This window comes from Terribacillus halophilus, assembly GCF_900162685.1.
Lineage (GTDB): Bacteria > Bacillota > Bacilli > Bacillales > Amphibacillaceae > Terribacillus > Terribacillus halophilus_A.
Window position 1 is genome coordinate 2,425,064 of the sequence record NZ_LT727828.1, and the last position, 20,733, is coordinate 2,445,796.

The following is a 20,733-nucleotide window of genomic DNA, read 5'->3' on the forward strand; positions in this document are numbered from 1 at the left end:
TGCTTATTCTGTCAACGCTTGCTTTAAATCGTCGATAAGATCCTCACTGTCTTCAATACCAACACTAATTCGGATCAATCCTTCTGTAATGCCTAATTCTTCTCGGCGGTCTTTCGGAATAGATGCATGTGTCATTTTAGCAGGAAGCGAAATGAGACTTTCTACTGCTCCCAAACTTTCCGCCAATACGAAATACTTGGTTTTCCGCAATACTTGGTCAGCTTTTTCTCCGCTGCCGACGTCAAAGGAGATCATACCGCCAAACCCTTCCGCCTGTTTTGCAGCGATATCGTGCCCTTGATGCTCAGCTAATCCTGGATAATAAATTGTGCTCACACTAGGATGCTCTTTAAGGAACTCTACCAGCTTTGAACTGTTCTTTTCAATTGCTTCCATTCGGATACCAAGCGTCTTGATGCCACGCAGAAGCAGCCAGCTGTCTTGCGGTCCAAGTACAGCACCAGCTGAATTCTGGATAAAGTGCAGTTCTTCTGCTAGTTTGTCACTGTTCACGACGACTAGACCAGACACTACATCACTATGGCCGCCGATATATTTGGTAGCACTGTGCAGCACAATATCGGCTCCTAAATCAATTGGATTTTGCCAGTAAGGTGTTGCAAACGTGTTGTCTACAATTAACAGTAAATTATGTTTCTTTGCGATTTCCGCCATTTTCTTTATATCTGTAATTTTCAATAATGGATTCGTTGGTGTCTCTACATATATTGCTTTTGTTTCCGGCTTAATTGCTTGTTCCACTGCCTCTGGTGAACTTGTATCAGCAAACGTATGGCCTAACTGATAACGTGTCAGCACTTTTGTGATAAGACGGTAGCTGCCGCCGTATACATCATCTGTCATTACTACGTGATCACCAGATTCAAACATCATCATAATGGAAGTGATTGCAGCCATACCAGAACTAAAGGCAAATCCTGCTTTCCCATTCTCCAACGCAGCAATTGTTTCTTCTAGCGCATGTCGTGTTGGGTTACCTGTCCGGGAATATTCGTAACCTGTATGTTCACCTGGTCCTGGCTGTTTATACGTACTCACCTGATAAATCGGAACACTTACGGCCCCCGTCTTTTCATCTGTTGTAATTCCGCCGTGAATCATTTTCGTTTTCCGTCTCATTTTAACCCTCCTTGGTAAATCTGCTGGCTGAGGTAGCGTTCGCTGCTATCCGGGAAAATCGTTACTATTGTCGTTCCCGGCTTTGCATTTTCTGCTTCTTTCAGAGCGGCACAGAAAGCCGACCCGGATGAACTCCCGACAAGCAAACCTTCTTTTGCGGCCAGCTCTTTCACATAATAAAATGCATCATCATCTGTAATGGTATGAATAGTGTCAAAATAAGCGGTATCCATATAACTTGGCAAAAATTCCATACCAATTCCCTCCGTCCGGTGTGAGCCAGGCGCTCCGCCGTTTAAGATAGAACCCTCTGGTTCTACGATGACCGTCTTTATCGCTGGATTCTGTTGCTTTAGATAACGAGCTGTCCCCATAAAGGTACCGCCCGTACCTCCTCCTGCCACAAAGATATTGATCTCGCCTTCGAGGTCATGCCATAGCTCCGGACCGAGCGTTTTATAATATGTTTCTGGATTGGCAGGGTTTGCGAACTGCTGCGGGCAATAGCTGTCAGGAATCTCATCCAACAGCGCTTCCGCTTTCTTAATAGCACCCGTCATCCCTTCCGATGTCGGTGTATTGATCACTTTTGCACCCAGCGCTCGCATTAGCTCCTGCTTCTCCTGACTGAATTTCTCCGGAACACAAAAGATAACGGATACTTTGCGCTGCTGCGCAGCAAGTGCAAGGCCGATTCCAGTATTACCTGCAGTTGGCTCAATAATTGTGCCGTTTTCCTTTAGTTTGCCTGTGCGGACAGCCTCATCTATCAAATGAACGCCAAGCCGGTCCTTCACACTTCCACCTGGGTTATAAAACTCCAGCTTCGCAAATAAACGAACTCCCTCGGGCAGAGAGAAGTTCGTAATTTGCACAACTGGTGTATTTCCAATCAGTTCATGTACAGATTTGTAAACAGCCATTTTCTCCCTCTATTCAGCGAAAACTTGACGCCATTCATCTTTTTTAGATAGCATTTCTTTTGCGATCTCTTGTGCACCCTCTAAGCTATGGTTAGCAGCCCAGCCGCACTGTATTTCATTACATGCTGGTACTTCTGTTGCATTTAGCACATCTTGCAGTGTCTTTTCTAGTGCAGCCAAGATTTCATCATAGCTGTCATTGTTCAGAATTGATACGTAGAAGCCTGTCTGGCAGCCCATCGGTCCGATATCAAGGATGTTTTCAATATGATTGCGGATATTCTCAGCCATCAGATGCTCCAAAGAATGCAGTCCTGGCATCTCCATATACTCCTGGTTCGGCTGTTTGAAGCGGATATCATATTTGTATACTTTATCTTGTGTTCCCTCTGTAATACCGACAAGACGCACATACGGCGCAGCAACTTTTGTATGATCAAGGTTAAAACTTTCTACATTCATTTTTTTAGTCATTTAATATCTCTCCTCTTACGCTTTCTCTGCTGTGATTAAGTAGACGAAGCGGTTCATTTGCTTAAATGTAACATAGAATCCGTGAGCTTGAAAAATACTCTTGAGTATTTCTATTGTCGTATAATATTCTGTCGTCAAGTCTTTAACAAGCCGGTCATAGCCTTTCTCTGTCTCATTCTGAATGAGCTTATCACGGCCATCTTCACTTGAAAAAACAGTGTCCGCAAAGATAATCTTCCCGCCTCTTGGCAAAAGCGCTGCATAGCTGCCAATTGCCTGGTCTTTTTCATGGTCGGTCAGATGATGAAACGCCCACGTACTCACTATAGAAGAAACCTGCTCTGCCGGTTCTGGAAATGACAGAAAGTCTCCATCGGTAATGGAAAGCTCCGGAAACTTCCTTGATGCATGCTCTCGCATTTCTTTAGATGGTTCAATACCAGACACTTTCAACCCCTTTGCAAGCAGTTTCGCGGAAAGGTTACCGGTGCCTACACCGAATTCCAATGTATTTCCTTCTGCTGCATCAGCAACTGACTGTAATATCTCGTGATACTTCTCAAACACATCTTTATATTGCGGATCCTGGCCAGTAACTGTATCATCATATGATTCTGCCCATTCATCGAACATATCGATAAATTCGCGACCCATTTCATCACCTCAAGTGTTATATTCTTATATCCGAGTAAACTAATAAGAATTATCATGTTTATGTTAGAAGAATACCATAGTATCGCAATATATTCAATGAAAACATATACCGACAGTGTCGCTGTTTTAAACTATAAAAAAAGTGGAAAAGTTATAAATTCTTGCTATATAATAGGAAAGAGAGGAGTGTTCGCCATGATTGATCTACGCAGTGATACAGTCACCAAACCAACGGAAGCGATGCGCAAGGCAGCTTATGAAGCAGAAGTCGGAGATGACGTATACGGAGAAGATTCTGCTGTGAATGAGTTAGAAGAAACGGTTGCCGATTTACTCGGAAAAGAGGCCGCACTATTCGTGCCTAGCGGTACCCAGGGTAATCAAATCGCCATACTTTCTCATTGCAGCCCAGGTAATGAAATTATTCTGCAGGAAGATTCACACATCTTCCTTTATGAAGGTGCTGCTGCATCCATTTTTGCAGGCGTGCAGACACGTACAATGAAGGGCGAGCGAGGCGCTATTTGTCCAGAAGATTTGGCTTCTGCTATTCGCCAGGACGATATCCATTTCCCGGAGACCGGCTTGATTTGTCTTGAAAATACCCATAACAAAGCTGGCGGCGCTGTTATACCGATTGAGAACATGATGGTAATTGCGCAAATTGCACGTGAACACCATATACCAATTCATTTGGATGGTGCACGTCTTTTCAATGCAGCCGCTGCGTCCGGTATTAGTGTGGCAAAATACGCGCAGCTGACTGACACGGTTCAAATCTGTCTTTCGAAAGGACTCGGTGCCCCAGTGGGTTCTGTCATCGCTGGCTCAAAGGTATTTATAGATAAAGCCCGGAAGTGGAGAAAACGTCTCGGAGGAGGCATGCGGCAAGCAGGCATTCTAGCTGCTCCTGGTCTTGTTGCGCTGCGTGACAATGCGGACCGGCTAGCCGAGGACCACGATAATGCCAGACTCTTAGCGGATGGACTAGCCGAGATTGACGGAATTGAAATTATAAACAGAGTGGAAACAAATATTGTACTCGCTGATGTGCAAGCTACGGGTATGACTGCTGATGCGTATGTGCAGCTTTTGAAGGAGCAGCAAGTGTTAGCAAATAGTTTTGGGCCATATATCGTTCGTTTCGTAACACATTATGATGTTGGAAAAGGCGCGATTAAAAAGGCGCTATCTATTGCAACATCTTTAACCAAACAGCCAAATTAAAGAGGCTCCCATCATTGTGGGAGCCCCTTTTTATCTTTCGTTATTCGGGAATACGCGATTCAGCATGTTGCCAAATTCAAGGAAGAATCCTTTAACCGGTTGTCCTTCATCGATTTTGTTATTATAATCCTCTGCCATTCCCAGGAAATCCGGGTCAGCTGATACATACACATTATCGATGTCTTCATCTACTGACTTAACCGCTTTTTCTACATCTTTTTTCATTTCATCTGTTACATCATTATTTTTATTATCCCCAGTGTTTTGGGTATCTCCAGTACTGATGTTACCCATCCCATTATTACCAGAATTGTCATTGTCATCGTTGTTGTTCTGCATGTCAACTGCAACAAAAGCGTTGTTATCCGTTGTAAATACATACGCATTGTCTACGCCTTTTACTTCTTTAACTTTTTTTGAAATATCATCTGCAACTTGATAACGCGGCTGCTGGTCATTTCCATTTTTTTGACGGTCATCTACATCCATCGTATCGTCACTATTACGATGAACAAGATTATTGTCCGTATTATTAAATCTGGTAGGCTCCACATTACGCCCCATACCCGATTCATTATTATCGTCATTCTGACATGCTGTAAGGGTGATAGCAGCTAGTGCCGCCATACTTAACAATTTCCATTTCTTCATCTGATGTTTCCTCCTTTAGAAGTGCAATACTGCGCTTAGTATGTACGGATTCAATCACCTTATACAGATGAAGATGAGGCCTTCGCTTCTTATATCTGCCAGTGATTATCCCGCTCTTTGGAGAGATACTATATGTACCCTGGCAGGAAGGGGATGCCGAATGAAAATCCAGGATTATGAAAAAGCATTAATGTTCACGATTTGGGGACAGTGGGATGACCTGCTTGTTCTTATGGTGCGTACGAATGATGACTTGCTTTCCAAACGGATTGAGATTTTCCTGCATGCATTCCATTATCCCTCCAAACAGCATGCTGTAGTGAGTTCACACGAAGAATTGCTTCAATATATTGATCATGCCCTTGGGCATACATCGTTATATGCCTTGGATGTATAAAAAGAAGACTCGAGCACTTTAGCTCGAGCCTTCTTTATTTCCGCTTCTTATTTTTCAAACTTTTTATACCGCAACTCAAATAAATCTTTGCGGCGGTCACGTAAATGGCGAACTGTACCGGTTTTGCGCTGCCGCTGTAAAATTTCCAAGTCTACATCTCCAACAACGACTGTTTCAATATTTGGCGGACATTCACCGACAATACCATCGCGTGCAAATTCAAAATCAGATGGTGTGAAGATCCCGGATTGTGCATATTGTATATCCATGTTCTCTACTTGAGTTAAGTTCCCGACAGTTCCAGCAATAACAGTGTAGACCTGGTTCTCCACTGCTCGTGCCTGCGCACAATAACGGACACGCAAATAACCTTGACGATCGTCAGTACAGAACGGGACGAAAATAATATTGGCACCCTGGTCAACTGCATAGCGTGCAAGCTCCGGGAATTCAATATCATAGCAAATCTGAATTGCAATACGTCCGCAATCAGTATCAAACACCTGCACCGCATCACCGGGCTGAATACCCCACCACTTTTTCTCGTTTGGTGTCACATGAATCTTATACTGCTTCTCAATCGTGCCATCTCGACGGAATAGATAAGCGATATTATATATATGGTCATCTTCTTCAACGAAATGGGAACCGCCGACAATGTTAACATTGTAACGAACAGCCAGAGCAGTAAACAGTTCTATATACTGCTCTGTAAATTCAGACAATTTCCGAACTGCTTGAGACGGTACTTTTTCTTCCAAGAAGCTCATGAGCTGGGTTGTAAAGATCTCAGGGAATACGGCAAAGTCCGAACCAAAATCATATGCTACGTCCACATAATACTCTACTTGTCTGGCGAACTCCTCAAACGACTCGATCTGCTTCATCATGTATTGAATAACAGTGATACGTACTGGATAAGACGTTTTATAGTGCCTTTTTGACTTTGCATGGTATTCAATGTTATTCCATTCCATCAGCGTTGCAAAGGTTGCTGATTGCTTATCATCCGGCAAATAGTCACGATTGATTCGCATGACTCGGAAGCCATTCATAACCTGGAAAGTCAGCACCGGATCAAATATATTCTGTGCCTCGACTTCCTCCACATATTGCCTTGGAGTCAGTTCATGACTGTATTTATGGTAATTCGGGATTCTTCCCCCAATGATGATGCTTTTTAAGTTCTTTTCTGCAGCCAGTTCCTGCCTCGCTTCGTAAAGACGCTTACCTATTTTCATACCCCGGTAGTCTGGGTGAACCATTACCTCAATTCCATACAAATTGAACCCATCCGGATTATGGTTGGTGATATACCCTTCATCTGTAATATCATCCCATGTATGCTGATCATCATATTCATTGAAATTAACAATTAAGCTGGAACAGCTGCCGATGATTTTCCCATCCACTTCTACACAGAATTGGCCTTCCGGAAAGATGTCAATATGACTTTTCAAATGACTCTTTTTCCATGGACTCATACCTGGAAAGCAAAGTTTCTGCATATCCAGGATTTGATCAATATCGGCTTCTGTAATGTTGCGCAAAACCACTTTCTTCTCAAACTGCGACAAATCAAGTTCAGACATAGGCGGTATCCTCTCTATTGAAAAGTTCACTTCGTACTTACCCTTCATATTGCGCATATAGTCCTGTTATTAGCCACAGACAGCCCTATTTTTATTCATTCGAATCAGAATTATGGCCTTTGCCATGCCATCCCCGACTCTCCTTATCGTCCTTTTGCGTATCAGATGATGCATGCTTCTTCTCTTTTTGTTTGTCATGGCCATATTTATTACCCTGTTCCTGCGCACGAGCCACTTTCTCTTTTGCCTTTTCCGACGCATGCTCATATCCTTGCGAATGGTGTTTATTCGGGTTATGTTCTTTTTGATGCTTTCCCGCATCATGATTATGTGGTGTCTGCATCGATCGTTTGCTTTCTTCCTTCGACTTCCCGCCAGACTCACTTGTTTGAGGAGCACCTTTCACATTTTGTTTTACTTCTTTCTGATTAGAAACGGTTATATGATTTTGCTCCTCGTCCGCCTTCTTAATGGGACCTGTTGTACGATCCTGATCTTTTTCTACAGAGCGCTTTACACTCCCATTAACAGCGTTTTCCTTCTTTACAGTTTTCTCTTCTTTTTTTACTGATTCTTCTTTCACAGCATAAGCAGGTTTAGGATCAACGCTATCTTTCGGTTTTCGGGAAGTCTCGTCCTGTGCTTTCCTGTCTACTTCCACATCATCTTTATAGAAATCTTTAATAATGGCTGAATCTGATTGTGTTAGCGACGGAACAGACGTAGACAAATAATTCCCTTCTAAAATAGACTGCGCCATAATCTCATTCATTGATTTTTGCTTATTCTGTGCAACTTCACGTACCTTGTCCGGCACTTGGAAGGATGCAATATGTAGGGAGTTGTTGAATTTGTTTACAGAACCCTCCAGAATGTTCGTCAGCTTTTTATCATCTTGTCTCGTATCAATATAATTAACTCCAATAATAATACTTTCCGAGTCAGCTAAAAGACCTAAGTCACTCGACTTACGCAAAATATTCGCTGCAACATCTTCAACAGCTTCTCCTTGCCAATCATCAAGATTAGCAATAACCGTTCTTGCTTGTTCGTTTAAACCTGTGATAGAAACAACATCCATCCGGTTATTTACTTTTAATTCGATGCTTGGGTTGAAATCCAGACTGACATACGCGTACGCTTTGTTACCAACGTACCAGGAATACATAGGGAATAATGCCAACACAAACACAAGCACCAATACTGCTACTCTCATAAGATTTTTCACAGATGGGGTCCATTGTCTGATTTGCGTTCTGCGAATCATTTCTTCTGCAGTAAATTCAACTTCCTGTCCAATTTCTGTTTTACCTTTTGCACTGATTTCCAGGAATGTGCCTTCACTGGTCAGCACGATGGTGCTCCGTCGGCTTTGCTTCACGACGACTCCTCTTTTCACTAACTCACCCCCTTCATATAATCCTTCAGGTAAATATAATCCTCGCTAAAGATAATAAATACAGCGAGAATGTACTTTCTGTTCCTTTCCAGTGTCTTTTTACTAACAGAAACCTTTTCCACAAGCTGTTTGATCGGAATCTTCTTTTTCCGAATTACATAATTCCGCAAGTCCGGATCAGCATGCAGAATCTTAGCTGATTCGATTGCCGTTTCTCTGGCATCACGGTGTTTCGGAGCAACGTTAATTAACTCCTGGAATGACAGCTTGTATTCTTTCAGTTTCTTATCATACTCCTCGATCTCTGCTCGGCGGTACCAAGATTCTGTTTCTTGGATAAAAGCTGTCTGCGCAGCTTCTGCCTCTCGCGGATTTTCACTGTCATCCTCAAATAATTCATCCAATGACGCCGCAGGAAGACGAATTCGTTCACGTCTGATATAGTCAATCGTCTTCCGTTTAATGACGAGCTTGGCAAATGATAAGAAAGAACTGCCTTTGTCATCTGCATATGACAGCATTGCTTCATTAAAGGCAGAAAGACCGACACTGAATTCCTCGTCTTTAACAGGATCAATAAATCTTTTGCATACCTCTGAAACTGACTTTGCAATAAACGGCTGATACTTCTGAATCAGCTCATTTTGTTTGTCAGTATCACCAGCTTGCACTTGTTTGACTTGTTCTTCTAATTTCCCGCGCTTAGGATCATTAGACTGGCGTAGATACAAGACCTAACACCTCCAGCCTTCTATATTTTTCGTAACATAATTGTAATTTTCGGGTGTGACGTTTTAATTTCATTTGTAAAGTTCGTATATATTTATGTGTATTTTTTTTATATGACATATGACTTACTCCAATACTTCACCAATATGCCTATCATACATCATTACACAAGAGAGTCGCTTCACAAAACAATTACAAAATAATTAAATCTCTGCAACAATTGTCACCCTTAAAAAGACCGCCCTGTTTACCAGGACGGCCTAATTTACCCCGCAGATTGTTTGATACCGCTCTGCTGCATCAAATACATCTGATAATATTGTCCTTGTTTCTCCAACAGAGAATGGTGATTCCCTTTTTCCAATATCTCACCATGTTCCAAAACGAATATTTGATCAGCGTGCATAATGGTGGAAAGCCGGTGCGCAATGACGAGTGTCGTCCTGCCCTCTTTCAGCACTTCCAAGGCACGCTGGATAATCGCTTCTGTTTCTGTGTCAATATTCGCTGTTGCTTCATCCAAAATCAAAATAGATGGGTTGAAAGCCAAAGCTCTCGCAAAGGAGACAAGCTGCCTTTCTCCCATGGAAAGTGTTGCTCCTCCTTCTTTCACTGGCTCATCATATTGTTTCGGCAGTTTGGAGATAAATTGTTCCGCTCCTACTGCTTGTAAAGCTTTTATAGCTATTTCCCGAGAAATATCTGGATTGTTCATCGTTACATTCGTCAAAATTGTCCCTGTGAAAAGGAATGGATCCTGCAATACGATTCCCATACTGCTGCGTACTTGCTGGCGTGAAATTTCCTTGGTGTCAACACCATTGATTGTAATGTTACCTTTTTGGTGATCATAAAAACGAAACAGCAAGTTCATAATAGAGCTTTTACCAGATCCAGTATGACCGACAAAAGCTGCCGTTTGTCCGCTCTTTACTTTGAAGCTAAGATTTTTTAATACATAATCTTTCTCGTTATAAGCAAAGCTGACATCTTCAAATGCGACTTCACCGCGATTTTTTTCGCGCTTCGCCTCCAAGTCCACATCTTCGCCTTTTTCATCAAGCAGCTGAAATACACGAGAAGCAGCTACACGCGCCTGTTCTAAAAGCGGCAGCTGGTTTACCGCGTCTGTCATTGGATTAAATAAGCGATTCAGGTAATCGACAAAGGCATACAGTACCCCAACAGTAACGATAGAGCCTCCCGCAATAGCTGCGCCGCCGAAATACCAGATAAAAGCCACAAATGCTAAATTGCGCAGCACTGTTACAAGGTTATGAGAAGTAAGCGCACTTAGCTTCATCAGTTTCCGCTGATAAATAAAATTCCGTTTATTCAGTATCTCAAATTCCTTTTCTGTCTCATTTTCTCTATTAAATGCCTGAATGATTGGCATCCCTTGGATCGATTCATTGATGCTGCCATTAATTTCACTTACTGTTTTGCGGACGACTTTGTTGTATTTGGTACCAAAATACTTATACACCTTCATCCAAGCCCAAAAGATTGGAATGACCAGCAAACAAATCGCAGCAAGTCTAGCATTTAGTATGAACATCGCCACGAAAATACCGCCCATATAAACAAAACTTGTCACAAACGTAGCCAGTACTCTTTCATACAAATCGCGAATTGCTTCTGTATCATTTGTAATACGCGCAACAATAGTACCTGCAGGTCTGTCTACATAATAATTAATCGGTACCCGCTGTGTATGTGCGAATATATCATTCCGCATCGTGCGGACGATTTTATTGGAAGCTTGCTGCAGCAAGAACGTTTTCCAAAACTGAAATATTGCTGCAATGAAAAGCAATGCTGCATACACAATCAGCAAAATAATAATCGGCTGGAACTGCGGACGGAAAAAGTCATAAAGTTCGCCTGCTGATAGTCTGGTACCGGCAGCTTCCTCTATACCTTGCTGACTATCCACCTTAATCGTACCGCTTTCATATGATCTGGAACCATCTAGCGGCAGAACAGCTTCTGTAAAATAAAAATGCTTGCCAATCTGCAGAATGGTGGCTTCTCCTAGGGCAGCTTCATCTGATGCTAATTCATCAGAACGGATATATGTCTTACCCTTAAACTGGACCGTCTTATCTGTCTCATTCTCTACTTCATACCACGTAGACTCAATACCTAGAATGTGGTGATCAATAATACGGGCAGCAATTAGCGGACCAGCCAGTTCCAACACTACAGCAATAAGCAGACATACAAGTCCAATATTAATTGTTCGTTTGTTACTTAATGCATAACGAAACAGCCTTCGTTCTGTCGTATTTTTTTTCATGAGGATATTCCCTCCTTATCCTCGAGCTGCTGCAAATAATACTGGCTCGCATACCAGCCATTTGCTGCAAGCAGTTCTTCATGAGTTCCTCGCTCTGTGATTTTTCCTTCCTCAAGCACAACAATCTGCTCTGCGTGTTTAACGGCAGATAGTCGGTGAGCGGCAATGATTGTCGTCTTGTCTTGACGCTCTTGTTTTAAATGTTCAATTATATTCGCTTCCGTATTGCCATCCACCGCACTCATCGAATCATCGAGAATTAATATCTCCGGGTTCTTAATAAACGCACGCGCTAGCGCCACCCGCTGCTTCTGACCGCCTGATAAGGTTACTCCGCTCTCGCCTACTTTTGTATCTAATCCTTCAGGAAGACTTTGAATATCGGTGAGAAAATGCGCTAATTCCATTACACGAAAGATCTCTTCATCTGTTGCATCGCGTTTCCCATATTGGATATTCTCTCGGATCGTTTTTGAGAAAAGAATCTGTTCTTGCGGTACATAGCCGATCCAGCTGCGCGTCGTTTCTAAAGTAAACTGTTCAATCGAGATTCCGCCTAATAGCAAGCGCCCCTCGCTTGGGGGATACTGGCGCAGCAGCTGCTTGAAAAGCGTCGACTTGCCCGCCCCCGTCTTTCCGACGACACCTAGCGTACTGCCTTGCTGGATTTTTAAGTTTACAGCTTGAAGACGCTCGATGTCGTTACCAGGATAGCGAAAGCTCACCGATTCGAAAACGATGTCTCCTGGCTTCTGTTGATTGACTGGTTTTTCGGGATCTGTAACATCAGCTGGATAATGGAGCGTCGTATTCACCCGATCCAGAGATGCATTTCCGCGCTGCAGGACATTGATTAATTCTCCTACCGCAAACATGGGCCAAATTAACATTCCAAGGTACATGTTAAAAGCAACCAAATTGCCGAGCGTGATTTGATTTTGGAAAACAAGTAATGCACCATACCCAATTCCAATTGTGTAAGAAAGCCCGACCAAAACCTTCATCGTTGGCTCAAACAAGGCATCAATCTTTGCTACCTTGATGTTTTTCTGATAAACATCCTCCGTCATATCCTGGAATCGTTGCTCATCTTGCTTTTCTTGCACATAAGCCCGGACAACACGGATACCACGGATGGATTCCAGCACTTCATTGTTCAGATTCCCAAACGCTTCTTGTGCTTCCGTAAAGCGCTCATTGATTGCATTGCCATACTTATGCATAACAATGGCCATGATTGGCATCGGAATTAAGGCTACCAATGTTAGCTGCCAGCTAATTGTTATACCCATGACGGCAATGATCATTATCATAAAAATACTTGAATCCACTAAGGTCAAAACGCCAAAGCCGCTTGTCATATAAATAGCTCTCAAGTCATTAGTGCCTTGAGCCATCAGGTCGCCCACTTTCTTCTTGTCAAAGAAGGTAGGTGTCATTCGGAACAAGTGCCCCATCAATTTGGAGCGCATCAATCTCTCCAAAATAGCCGATCCGCTGAAAAGTGTATAATCCCACACATAGGAAATGACATAATGTAAGACAATTAACAAAACGAATAGCCCAATTACCTGCCAAAGCCTTTCTGATGTGAGGGAATTATAACTTATCTCGTCAATTGTCAAACCAATTAGCTTCGGTGGTACTAGCCCGATTAAACTAGCCAACAGAAGGGCGACAACCGCAATGGTATATCGCTTCCAATATTTCAAGAAAAACCAATCTAACTTCTTTAATACATCAAACATACTTTCCCCAACCTTCTCTATCAATTTTCCCGCTGAAGTTCAGCTAACCATCATCATTCCAATCTTCCACCCACTGCCTTGTTTGAACAATACACATATCCATCCCTCCTCAAGTTTTGTTTTATGATAAAAAGCTGATTAAGATGTTCAGCCTGTATCAATTATCTTGCAATTTGGGCATAAAAAAACGTGTACGCCCGCAGACGTACACGTTCCTAAAGTATGCAGCAAGCGATTGCGGCAGACCCCTTCAAATGATAATACAAATGATCAAGAATCCGAACAAAGGAGGAACTGCCCAGTATGAAATTGGCTGAATAAAACTAGTTTCCGGTTATTCATCTTGGGTTCCTCCTCTCCACTGTTAATTTATGCATAATAAGTATATACATACCGTTTCTAAATGGTCAATATATTTTCAAACAATTTGCATAATAAACAATATGTAAACAGTTGTGCTGATGTGGTAAACTAGAACAGACAATGTAATAAAGGAGTGGCTCAATCTATGTTATTAGATGACATCTTAGCTTATAACCAGAAATTCGTTGAAGACAAAGCATATACACCATATGAAACAGACAAGTTTCCTTCCAAGAAGGCTGTCATTCTAACTTGTATGGATGCGCGTTTACTTGAGTTGCTGCCTAAAGCAGTTAATTTGAAGAATGGCGATGCGAAGATTATTCAGAACGCAGGCGCTATGCTCGTTGACACTTCCGATAGTGCGATGAAGAGTATTTTAGTAGCCGTTCATGCTCTAAAAGGAGAAGAAGTATTTGTAATCGGTCATAAAGACTGTGGCATGCATCACCTTCATGGAGCAGACTTGCTGGAACAAATCGGCAAGCAAGGCGGAGATGTCGAAACCTATTTGCGCCAAGCAGAGAGTGAAGATGTTGCCAATACGTGGTTTAATGGATTTAACAGTGTGGAAGAATCGGTGGAAAGCAGTGCATCACTAATTGCAAATCATCCCCTTCTCCCACATGACGTTCCGGTGCACGCGCTCGTCATTGATCCGGCTACTGGTGAATTGACTACAATCCGGAATGGATATGAGAAAACAAATAATTAATTGTTGAAATGAAAGAAAAGGATCACACAATTAGACATATCTAATATGCGTGATCCTTTTCTTTTTCTAAAATTCTTTTAGTTGGATAACGAATAATTCTTTTCAGGTTCTGTTTTGACATAAAAAAGGATAGTTATCCCCAATGGACTAACTACCCTGTAACATGAGTTTTCAATTATTTTTTAGCATGTTCTTTTATAATTTCAATTACACGTTGTTTTGCTTCTTGGCTTTCATAATGGCTCATATTGCGCAGTATTTCATTTCTATGCTCTTTGAGATCCTGTAAATGCTGAATCAAGGTTGCACTGGTTAGATCTTCTTCTTCTAATACATCTGCATAGCCTTGTTTTTTGAACGAGCTGGCGTTCAACAGCTGATCACCGCGGCTTGCCTTCTTAGATAATGGAATGAGCAGCATCGGTTTGCGCAATGCAAGAAATTCAAATATAGCATTTGATCCTGCCCGTGACAGAACATAATCAGATGCTGCAAACAAGTCATTCAGCCCGTCATTCACATATTCAAACTGTACATACCCTTCTCTTTTGACGGATTCATCCAACTGGTTCTTTCCGCAAATATGGACAATCTGAAACTCCTGTAATAGCGTATCCAAGCTCGAACGAACTGATTCATTGATAATCTGAGAGCCGCCGCTGCCGCCCATGATAAGCAGAACCGATTTATCAGGCGAAAAACCTAGCTTCTCCAACCCTACTCGCCGATTTCCTTGAATTAGTTCATCCCGAACTACTGCTCCGACCCACTCCGCTTTCTTAGCAGACACATGAGAAACAGTTTCAGCAAAGGTAGTAACAATTTTCTTCGCAAACGGCATTGCCAGCTTATTCGCTAATCCTGGTGTAATATCAGATTCATGAATAACAGCAGGCAAGTTGCGGAGCCAGGAAGCAAATAGAACCGGAACCGATACAAATCCACCTTTAGAGAAGATAACATGCGGCTTCACTTTCCCCATAATTCGGTAAGCCTGCATCGTTCCCTTCATCACTTTAAAAGGATCTTTAAAATTCTCTTTAGACATATAGCGCCGCAGTTTTCCAGTGGATATACTGTGGTACGTTACGCCTTCTAACGGCTCAATTAAATCTCGTTCAATACCATTCTTTGAACCGATATAATCGATCTTCCACCCCTCCTGCAAGAAAACAGGGATCAAAGCCACATTCACGATTACATGGCCAGCTGTGCCGCCTCCCGTAAATAGAATCCGTTTTTCCTTCATGTTGTAAATCCTTCCCTTTCCCATTAAAAGCACTTCTCTATTTAATATAAATGTAATTTATTTGTAATATAAACGAAACATTTCATCGCCTATTCTATCCTAATGTATATTGCAAAAAAAAGAAAGGGCTTTTTGTCACATGACCAATATATGCTTTTTCAGTCCATATTTTGCCACAATAAAAAAAGAACAGCAGGAAAACCCCTGCTGTTCAGACGGAAACTTGCGCTTTCTCATTCGAGAAGAATTGCTGCATCGCATAGAACACATCTGTTTTCTTACGAAGTACATAATACCGAAATTTGGGATGTTCCAGTTTCCGAAAAATTTGCATTAATGTTGAATGGCGATTATATTGATTGACTTCTCCGTAGCCGAAAAGACTGGACACTTCAATCAGCTGATTGATCAACCCGACACACCTGCTGTTATCTGAAGTCAAGTTATCACCATCCGAAAAATGGAATGGATAAATATTGTAAGCAGACGGCGGATATTTCTCATCTATTAACTGCAGTGCTTTTTTATAAGCCGAAGAGCAAATCGTACCACCACTTTCTCCTTTCGAGAAAAAGGATTCTTCATCGACAACATTCGCTTCTGTATGATGCGCTATAAACTCAATCTCCACTGTCTCATATTTTGTCCGAAGAAATCGAGTCATCCAGAAGAAGAAGCTTCTTGCAACGTATTTCTCCCAATTCCCCATACTGCCGCTCGTATCCAGCATAGCAAGCACTACTGCTTTGGAATCCGGCTTTTCAATGTTATCCCACGTCTTATAACGAACATCTTCTGGATAAATTGGTGCAAATGAGGAACTTCCACCAAGTGCATTACGTTTAAATGCTTCCAACATCGTTCTTTTCTTGTCGATATTTCCGGTCAGACCCGTCTTGCGGATGTCATTAAATGCAATATCTGTCACAATCATTTGTTTTTCATCTTTTTGTTCTAAATTAGGCAGTTCCAGCTGGCTGTAAAAATTCTCTTCAAGCTCTTCAAACGAGACTTCTGCTTCATAGTAATCGTGACCCGGCTGGTCGCCAGCTTCCCCTTGTCCTTTACCTGGAGCTTTCTGCTGATCACCGGCGCGTCCAAGTACATCTCCGACCTTGCTGTCCCCTTTTCCTTGACCTGCATGTTTGTTTTTATCCTGACTATAACGGATTTTGTATTCATCCAATGATCTGATCGGAATTTTAATCAAATCTTTTCCATTAGACATGATGATATTTTCTTCAGTTATCAAATCGGGCAATTTATTTCTTAATACTTCCTGGACCTTATCTTGATGCCGCTTTTGATCATCATATCCTTTTCGATGGAGGGACCAGTCTTCTTCTGACACTGCAAAATGGTTGGAATCAGTCATTCGCCAGCCTCCTTAAGATAATTAGTCTATCTTATGCAGGACAGCCGGCATTGATTAAACAAACTCCAGAAAAGCGTTAAATTATCTGAAAATTCCACGTGTTCGGACGTTTACTTTAATATGCGGAACAATTTCTATATCCTTGTAAATCTTATCCCAGTCAAGTTTTTTCCAGTAGTCGGGATAGTGACCGTAGATGCTTCTGCCAATACCAAATACATCACAATCAGCATCCTGAGTGGTTTTTATTATATCTGATGCCTCTTTTGTTAATGCTTTTTCTATATCTTTTGTAAGTCTCGGTAAGACAGAGAGCGAAAGATCATCTGTCGGATATTCCTCAATCATCACAGTCATTTCAAGATTAATATCCGTTCTTACTTTATGTTCTTTGCTCGGTTTCGATTTGATTTTACTAGTGTAATCCTCAACGTGTACTGATACATAATTATTAGGTTGTGGCTCCTTCCCATCGTAAAGCTTTGTTGTCATGCTGGCCACTTTTCCTTTCACATTCTTCATTAATAAGAATAAAGTCGTGTGGTCAAATGGTATGTCTTTACCGGTATAACTCGATTTATGAAAAAGCGCTAACCCTTCATAGGAGACTGTCTTGCCTCCATCTCCTACTTGCATAGCCGGCACGACAAAATCTTGTCCATTCTCAAAAATCTCAGCTCCCATTGTTTGCAAATTCACTTCCATAGACCTTGTTGTTTCTACATTTGATTCGAGTATTCCTTCTATATATTCACTTGGACGCATCTCTGATTCAGGAACTACCTTTAATGCCTGCTCTGCATTTCCCTTCACCACAGCCAGTACTGCATCCAAATGCAGACGCGGGTCACGATAAAAAGCATCTATATACGGATAAATGTCTTTTTTAGCTAGGTTTTCACCGAGAAGTAAGACATCCAACTGAGAAGGACTATAAGAGGAAGATAACCGCCTGTCTATATTAGCTCGCGCTTCTTGCGGAGTGCCTCCAGTAGCAGTAAGAAATTGGACTGACTCTTGGCCTGGTCCGGCGGAGCTGCTGTTTTGGACGTTTGGAATTAAAATCGTATTTGTATATACGTTATCTTCTGTTAAATCATATGCCGCCGTAATACCAAGTTTAACTTCCTTGAATTCTCTTGTATCCCAGCATCCTGACAATACTAGTGTGCAGCTTAACAAAACAACAACAACTAATCTTTTCATGATGCTGCCCCCCCTTGTTTATCTTTTCTGCGGAGAAAGGATAAAAGAAACAATAAAATAGGAATAACAAGTGTGAAATATTCGGTAATTTTATCTTGAAAATCAATAATGATTCTTAAGTTTCTTTCGTTTAATCCTCCCCATACCGAAACTCCCAGTACAATAAGCGAAGTGGTATACACATTGATCATTTTCTTTTGGGGCTTAGGAAGTTTTGCAAATGCTTTTTCTGCTGCATAAAGATAAGAAGCAAATGCTGTCATCGCGAACACAGTCCATAAGCAGAGGACAAAAATATCAATCCTTGTAATAAGAATAGAATCGGCAGTCCGCAGCATATAAAGAATTGGCTGCGAAATATGTTCCAACTGTTCGGAACCAAAATGACAGAACGAAATTAAAACAGTATAAAGGTAAAACATCGCAACGACTATATTAGCTCCAATCGCTACACGCCTCTTCTGTTTGTAGCTGCCTTGTGTAAAAGGAAGGAATAAGAATAGCAGGACAAAACTGCTTAACGAATAAACACTGACACTGATTCCATCCAGATAACCCGAAATCGTTGCTTGACCCATTGGCTGTAAGTAAATGAGTTTAGAATTAATAAACCCAAATAGAAACAATGCAGAAATAAAAAATAAAACAAGCGCAAAAAAGGTGAAAACCTTCGCCATGACTGTGAGCCCTCCCGAAATGGTGTAGAGCGCACTTAATAGAAGCAGCAAATACAACAGCAGAACCGGCGTCTCTGGGAGCAGCCATTGGTTAATCAATTCTCCATATGATGTCAGGAGGTAAATGGCAACAACAAGAAAATAAACATAATAACCGAACCCTGCTAAGCTTCCGAGTTTCTTACCTAAGCTACTTTTCAAAATGCCAAATAAATCTTCACCAGGATAACATTTGCTCGTATGGGTAATCATCAATACAAAAACGATGGAAATCAATCCGCCGATAATTAATGTAATCCAACCGTCAGCACCCGCTGATTTATGCAATACCGTGGGAAGATTTAAAATATCTACGCCAATTTGACTCTGGATATAAATATAAGCAAATTGAGATAATGTGATTTTCTGATTCATATTACTTGCCATTATTTTCACCAAGCTTATTTGATTTATAAGGTCGGGGCGAATTAAGCTGCTCAGGTCGGCGCTTCATTAAAAACTGTGGAACGCGAATAATCGTGTCTTTTATATCTCGGAATTGAATTGGTGTAAAATAGCTTAGGCCTAATGACTCCATTCTGCACAGATGAATTAGCAGAAAAAGCAGACCGAATCCGATGCCAATAAACCCCAGAACAGCACTCATCATACAGAGCGGAAACGTTAATAGACGCAGCGCATCACTCATCTCATTTGATGGAACCACATAAGAAGCTAATGATGTAAGAGCAATCACAATTACCATTAAGTTAGAAACCAAACCTGCTGTTACAATAGCATCACCGATAACGAGACCCCCGACAATACCAATTGTAGAGCCGATTGGAGAAGGCAGACGAATAGCTGCTTCTCGTATGACCTCTAATATAATAACCATGAGAACCGCTTCTACTAGCGGCGGATAAGCGATATCTCTGATTGCTCCCAAAACAGGAGAAATTAACTGTTCAGGAATTACTTCATAGTGGAAACCGATAACTGCAATATAAAAAGATGGCAAAGTAATAGATAAGATAAAACTGAATAAACGTATCAACCGAAGATAAGTAGCAACAATCCAGCGTGTATTATAATCATCCGGCGTTTGATAAAAAGCAAAGAATGTAACCGGAGCAATCAGACAAGTCGGGTTATTTGCAAACAGAATGGCAATTCTGCCCTCCATGAGTAATGCCGTTGTTTTGTCTGGTCTTTCTGTACTTAAAAATTGCGGAAAAATACTGTACGTCCGGTCTTCAATATACTCGGTAAAGGCTCCTGCACTGAGAAGTGCATCCGTGTTTATACTGCTAATTCTTTTTTCTAGTTCTTTTACAACATCCTGGTTCACTACACCATCGACATAAACCATCGCTATCTCAGACTCTGTGTAATCGCCGATTGTCATTTTCTTTACGGTAAGACTGCGGTGTTGGATACGGCGTCGAATTAAATTTATATTAGTCTTTATATCCTCGTTAAAGCCATCATGCGATCCTTTAATGACCTTCTCATTGACAGGTTCCATGATTGTTCTGCTTGCATCCATCTGGACATTGAATAGATAGCAAGTGGCATTACCTTCTACTAAATAGACGGCTTTTCCTTCGATAAGTGCTGCTACGGCTTTATTTAGGTCATTGCTTTCTTCACGATCTTTAATCCTTCGAATATCTCCGTCTGTTTTCAATAACGGTTCAAATATATATCGCTGCATCTTATCGGGATCTGTTATATCATCCAAGAAAATCAACGCCTGTTTACTGTCTGGCAGCAAGCGAATTTTTAAGTCTGCTGAGTTGCGCATTTCTTCCTTAATATAAGCAATGTTCTTTTCCAAAGAAGTTGTGGATTGATGCGGCGGCACCTTATCTTCCCGTATGACTGTCTCCTGTACAGCTTCTTCCTTTTTCTGTTTGAAAAATCCCATATCTAC

At 41.5% G+C, this 20,733-nt stretch carries 18 protein-coding genes; 3 read left to right on the forward strand and 15 right to left on the reverse strand.

All coding sequences use genetic code 11. From position 1 onward, the window contains the following. Nucleotides 1-3: 3 nt before the first annotated feature. Genes B1K52_RS16970 through B1K52_RS16985 form a run of 4 tightly spaced genes read right to left on the reverse strand, consistent with a single transcriptional unit; the run spans nucleotide 4 to nucleotide 3,191 of the window. Complete coding sequence (locus B1K52_RS16970; RefSeq protein ID WP_077310379.1) at nucleotides 4-1,140, reverse strand: bifunctional cystathionine gamma-lyase/homocysteine desulfhydrase; 1,137 nt, start codon at nucleotides 1,138-1,140, stop codon at nucleotides 4-6. Further along, the gene (locus tag B1K52_RS16975) at nucleotides 1,137-2,063 is read right to left on the reverse strand and encodes a PLP-dependent cysteine synthase family protein (RefSeq protein ID WP_077310382.1); all 927 of its coding nucleotides are present in this window, start codon (nucleotides 2,061-2,063) and stop codon (nucleotides 1,137-1,139) included. Before B1K52_RS16975 ends, B1K52_RS16970 begins: the two co-directional genes overlap by 4 nt. 9 nt (nucleotides 2,064-2,072) lie before the next feature. Beyond that, entirely contained in the window at nucleotides 2,073-2,537 is a 465-nt protein-coding gene (locus B1K52_RS16980) for an S-ribosylhomocysteine lyase (protein WP_077310384.1), read from the reverse strand. Between the two features lie 15 nt (nucleotides 2,538-2,552). After that, the gene (locus B1K52_RS16985; protein WP_077310385.1) at nucleotides 2,553-3,191 is read right to left on the reverse strand and encodes a class I SAM-dependent DNA methyltransferase; all 639 of its coding nucleotides are present in this window, start codon (nucleotides 3,189-3,191) and stop codon (nucleotides 2,553-2,555) included. A gap of 195 nt (nucleotides 3,192-3,386) precedes the next feature. Between B1K52_RS16985 and ltaE the strand changes: the two genes are divergently transcribed. Next, a complete protein-coding gene (gene ltaE, locus B1K52_RS16990) occupies nucleotides 3,387-4,418 on the forward strand; it encodes a low-specificity L-threonine aldolase (protein ID WP_077310387.1) in 1,032 nt (343 codons plus the stop codon). A gap of 30 nt (nucleotides 4,419-4,448) precedes the next feature. Here the strand turns inward: ltaE and B1K52_RS16995 are convergent, their stop codons facing one another. Continuing rightward, nucleotides 4,449-5,069, reverse strand: coding sequence for a YhcN/YlaJ family sporulation lipoprotein (locus tag B1K52_RS16995; RefSeq protein ID WP_077310389.1), 621 nt, complete (start codon nucleotides 5,067-5,069; stop codon nucleotides 4,449-4,451). A gap of 160 nt (nucleotides 5,070-5,229) precedes the next feature. Here B1K52_RS16995 and B1K52_RS17000 point away from each other — a divergent pair, with 160 nt between their 5' ends. Next, a complete protein-coding gene (locus tag B1K52_RS17000; RefSeq protein ID WP_077310391.1) occupies nucleotides 5,230-5,466 on the forward strand; it encodes a YhdB family protein in 237 nt (78 codons plus the stop codon). Between the two features lie 47 nt (nucleotides 5,467-5,513). On the opposite strand, the gene B1K52_RS17005 is transcribed toward B1K52_RS17000, so the two are convergent. The 5 genes from B1K52_RS17005 to B1K52_RS17025 all read right to left on the reverse strand — a co-directional run bounded on the left by B1K52_RS17005 (nucleotide 5,514) and on the right by B1K52_RS17025 (nucleotide 13,233). Further along, nucleotides 5,514-7,058: a bifunctional GNAT family N-acetyltransferase/carbon-nitrogen hydrolase family protein gene (locus B1K52_RS17005; protein WP_077310392.1), complete on the reverse strand. Its 1,545-nt coding sequence runs from the start codon at nucleotides 7,056-7,058 to the stop codon at nucleotides 5,514-5,516. Between the two features lie 91 nt (nucleotides 7,059-7,149). Beyond that, entirely contained in the window at nucleotides 7,150-8,457 is a 1,308-nt protein-coding gene (locus tag B1K52_RS17010) for an anti-sigma-I factor RsgI family protein (protein ID WP_077310394.1), read from the reverse strand. Next, entirely contained in the window at nucleotides 8,457-9,188 is a 732-nt protein-coding gene (gene sigI, locus B1K52_RS17015) for an RNA polymerase sigma-I factor (RefSeq protein ID WP_077310396.1), read from the reverse strand. Before sigI ends, B1K52_RS17010 begins: the two co-directional genes overlap by 1 nt. A gap of 263 nt (nucleotides 9,189-9,451) precedes the next feature. After that, nucleotides 9,452-11,485, reverse strand: coding sequence for an ABC transporter ATP-binding protein (locus B1K52_RS17020; RefSeq protein ID WP_077310398.1), 2,034 nt, complete (start codon nucleotides 11,483-11,485; stop codon nucleotides 9,452-9,454). Further along, nucleotides 11,482-13,233: an ABC transporter ATP-binding protein gene (locus tag B1K52_RS17025; RefSeq protein WP_077310400.1), complete on the reverse strand. Its 1,752-nt coding sequence runs from the start codon at nucleotides 13,231-13,233 to the stop codon at nucleotides 11,482-11,484. The genes B1K52_RS17020 and B1K52_RS17025 overlap by 4 nt, the downstream gene beginning before the upstream one ends. Nucleotides 13,234-13,741: 508 nt before the next feature. On the opposite strand from B1K52_RS17025, the gene B1K52_RS17030 reads away from it, so the two are divergent. Next, on the forward strand, nucleotides 13,742-14,311 hold the full coding sequence (locus tag B1K52_RS17030; protein ID WP_077310402.1) for a beta-class carbonic anhydrase: 570 nt from the start codon (nucleotides 13,742-13,744) through the stop codon (nucleotides 14,309-14,311). A gap of 175 nt (nucleotides 14,312-14,486) precedes the next feature. Here the strand turns inward: B1K52_RS17030 and B1K52_RS17035 are convergent, their stop codons facing one another. From B1K52_RS17035 to B1K52_RS17055, 5 genes are all read right to left on the reverse strand, one after another. Next, nucleotides 14,487-15,560, reverse strand: a complete 1,074-nt coding sequence (locus B1K52_RS17035) for an undecaprenyldiphospho-muramoylpentapeptide beta-N-acetylglucosaminyltransferase (protein WP_077310643.1) — start codon at nucleotides 15,558-15,560, stop codon at nucleotides 14,487-14,489. A 211-nt stretch (nucleotides 15,561-15,771) separates the two neighbouring features. Beyond that, a complete protein-coding gene (gene yhbH / locus B1K52_RS17040; protein ID WP_077310404.1) occupies nucleotides 15,772-16,935 on the reverse strand; it encodes a sporulation protein YhbH in 1,164 nt (387 codons plus the stop codon). Between the two features lie 81 nt (nucleotides 16,936-17,016). After that, nucleotides 17,017-18,141, reverse strand: a complete 1,125-nt coding sequence (locus B1K52_RS17045) for a Ger(x)C family spore germination protein (protein ID WP_077310405.1) — start codon at nucleotides 18,139-18,141, stop codon at nucleotides 17,017-17,019. Further along, on the reverse strand, nucleotides 18,138-19,244 hold the full coding sequence (locus tag B1K52_RS17050; protein ID WP_077310407.1) for a GerAB/ArcD/ProY family transporter: 1,107 nt from the start codon (nucleotides 19,242-19,244) through the stop codon (nucleotides 18,138-18,140). The genes B1K52_RS17045 and B1K52_RS17050 overlap by 4 nt, the downstream gene beginning before the upstream one ends. After that, nucleotides 19,234-20,727 carry a spore germination protein gene (locus B1K52_RS17055; protein ID WP_077310409.1) on the reverse strand — a complete coding sequence of 498 codons (1,494 nt, stop codon included), beginning with the start codon at nucleotides 20,725-20,727 and terminating at the stop codon, nucleotides 19,234-19,236. The genes B1K52_RS17050 and B1K52_RS17055 overlap by 11 nt, the downstream gene beginning before the upstream one ends. Nucleotides 20,728-20,733: the final 6 nt, after the last annotated feature.

What these genes read in the sequence shown, in the direction of transcription:
- B1K52_RS16970 (WP_077310379.1), bottom strand. Translation starts at nt 1,140, where the DNA reads ATGAGACGGAAAACGAAAATGATTCACGGCGGAATTACAACAGATGAA.
- B1K52_RS16975 (WP_077310382.1), bottom strand. Translation starts at nt 2,063, where the DNA reads ATGGCTGTTTACAAATCTGTACATGAACTGATTGGAAATACACCAGTT.
- B1K52_RS16980 (WP_077310384.1), bottom strand. Translation starts at nt 2,537, where the DNA reads ATGACTAAAAAAATGAATGTAGAAAGTTTTAACCTTGATCATACAAAA.
- B1K52_RS16985 (WP_077310385.1), bottom strand. Translation starts at nt 3,191, where the DNA reads ATGGGTCGCGAATTTATCGATATGTTCGATGAATGGGCAGAATCATAT.
- ltaE (WP_077310387.1), top strand. Translation starts at nt 3,387, where the DNA reads ATGATTGATCTACGCAGTGATACAGTCACCAAACCAACGGAAGCGATG.
- B1K52_RS16995 (WP_077310389.1), bottom strand. Translation starts at nt 5,069, where the DNA reads ATGAAGAAATGGAAATTGTTAAGTATGGCGGCACTAGCTGCTATCACC.
- B1K52_RS17000 (WP_077310391.1), top strand. Translation starts at nt 5,230, where the DNA reads ATGAAAATCCAGGATTATGAAAAAGCATTAATGTTCACGATTTGGGGA.
- B1K52_RS17005 (WP_077310392.1), bottom strand. Translation starts at nt 7,058, where the DNA reads ATGTCTGAACTTGATTTGTCGCAGTTTGAGAAGAAAGTGGTTTTGCGC.
- B1K52_RS17020 (WP_077310398.1), bottom strand. Translation starts at nt 11,485, where the DNA reads ATGAAAAAAAATACGACAGAACGAAGGCTGTTTCGTTATGCATTAAGT.
- B1K52_RS17025 (WP_077310400.1), bottom strand. Translation starts at nt 13,233, where the DNA reads ATGTTTGATGTATTAAAGAAGTTAGATTGGTTTTTCTTGAAATATTGG.
- B1K52_RS17030 (WP_077310402.1), top strand. Translation starts at nt 13,742, where the DNA reads ATGTTATTAGATGACATCTTAGCTTATAACCAGAAATTCGTTGAAGAC.
- B1K52_RS17035 (WP_077310643.1), bottom strand. Translation starts at nt 15,560, where the DNA reads ATGAAGGAAAAACGGATTCTATTTACGGGAGGCGGCACAGCTGGCCAT.
- yhbH (WP_077310404.1), bottom strand. Translation starts at nt 16,935, where the DNA reads ATGACTGATTCCAACCATTTTGCAGTGTCAGAAGAAGACTGGTCCCTC.
- B1K52_RS17045 (WP_077310405.1), bottom strand. Translation starts at nt 18,141, where the DNA reads ATGAAAAGATTAGTTGTTGTTGTTTTGTTAAGCTGCACACTAGTATTG.
- B1K52_RS17050 (WP_077310407.1), bottom strand. Translation starts at nt 19,244, where the DNA reads ATGGCAAGTAATATGAATCAGAAAATCACATTATCTCAATTTGCTTAT.
- B1K52_RS17055 (WP_077310409.1), bottom strand. Translation starts at nt 20,727, where the DNA reads ATGGGATTTTTCAAACAGAAAAAGGAAGAAGCTGTACAGGAGACAGTC.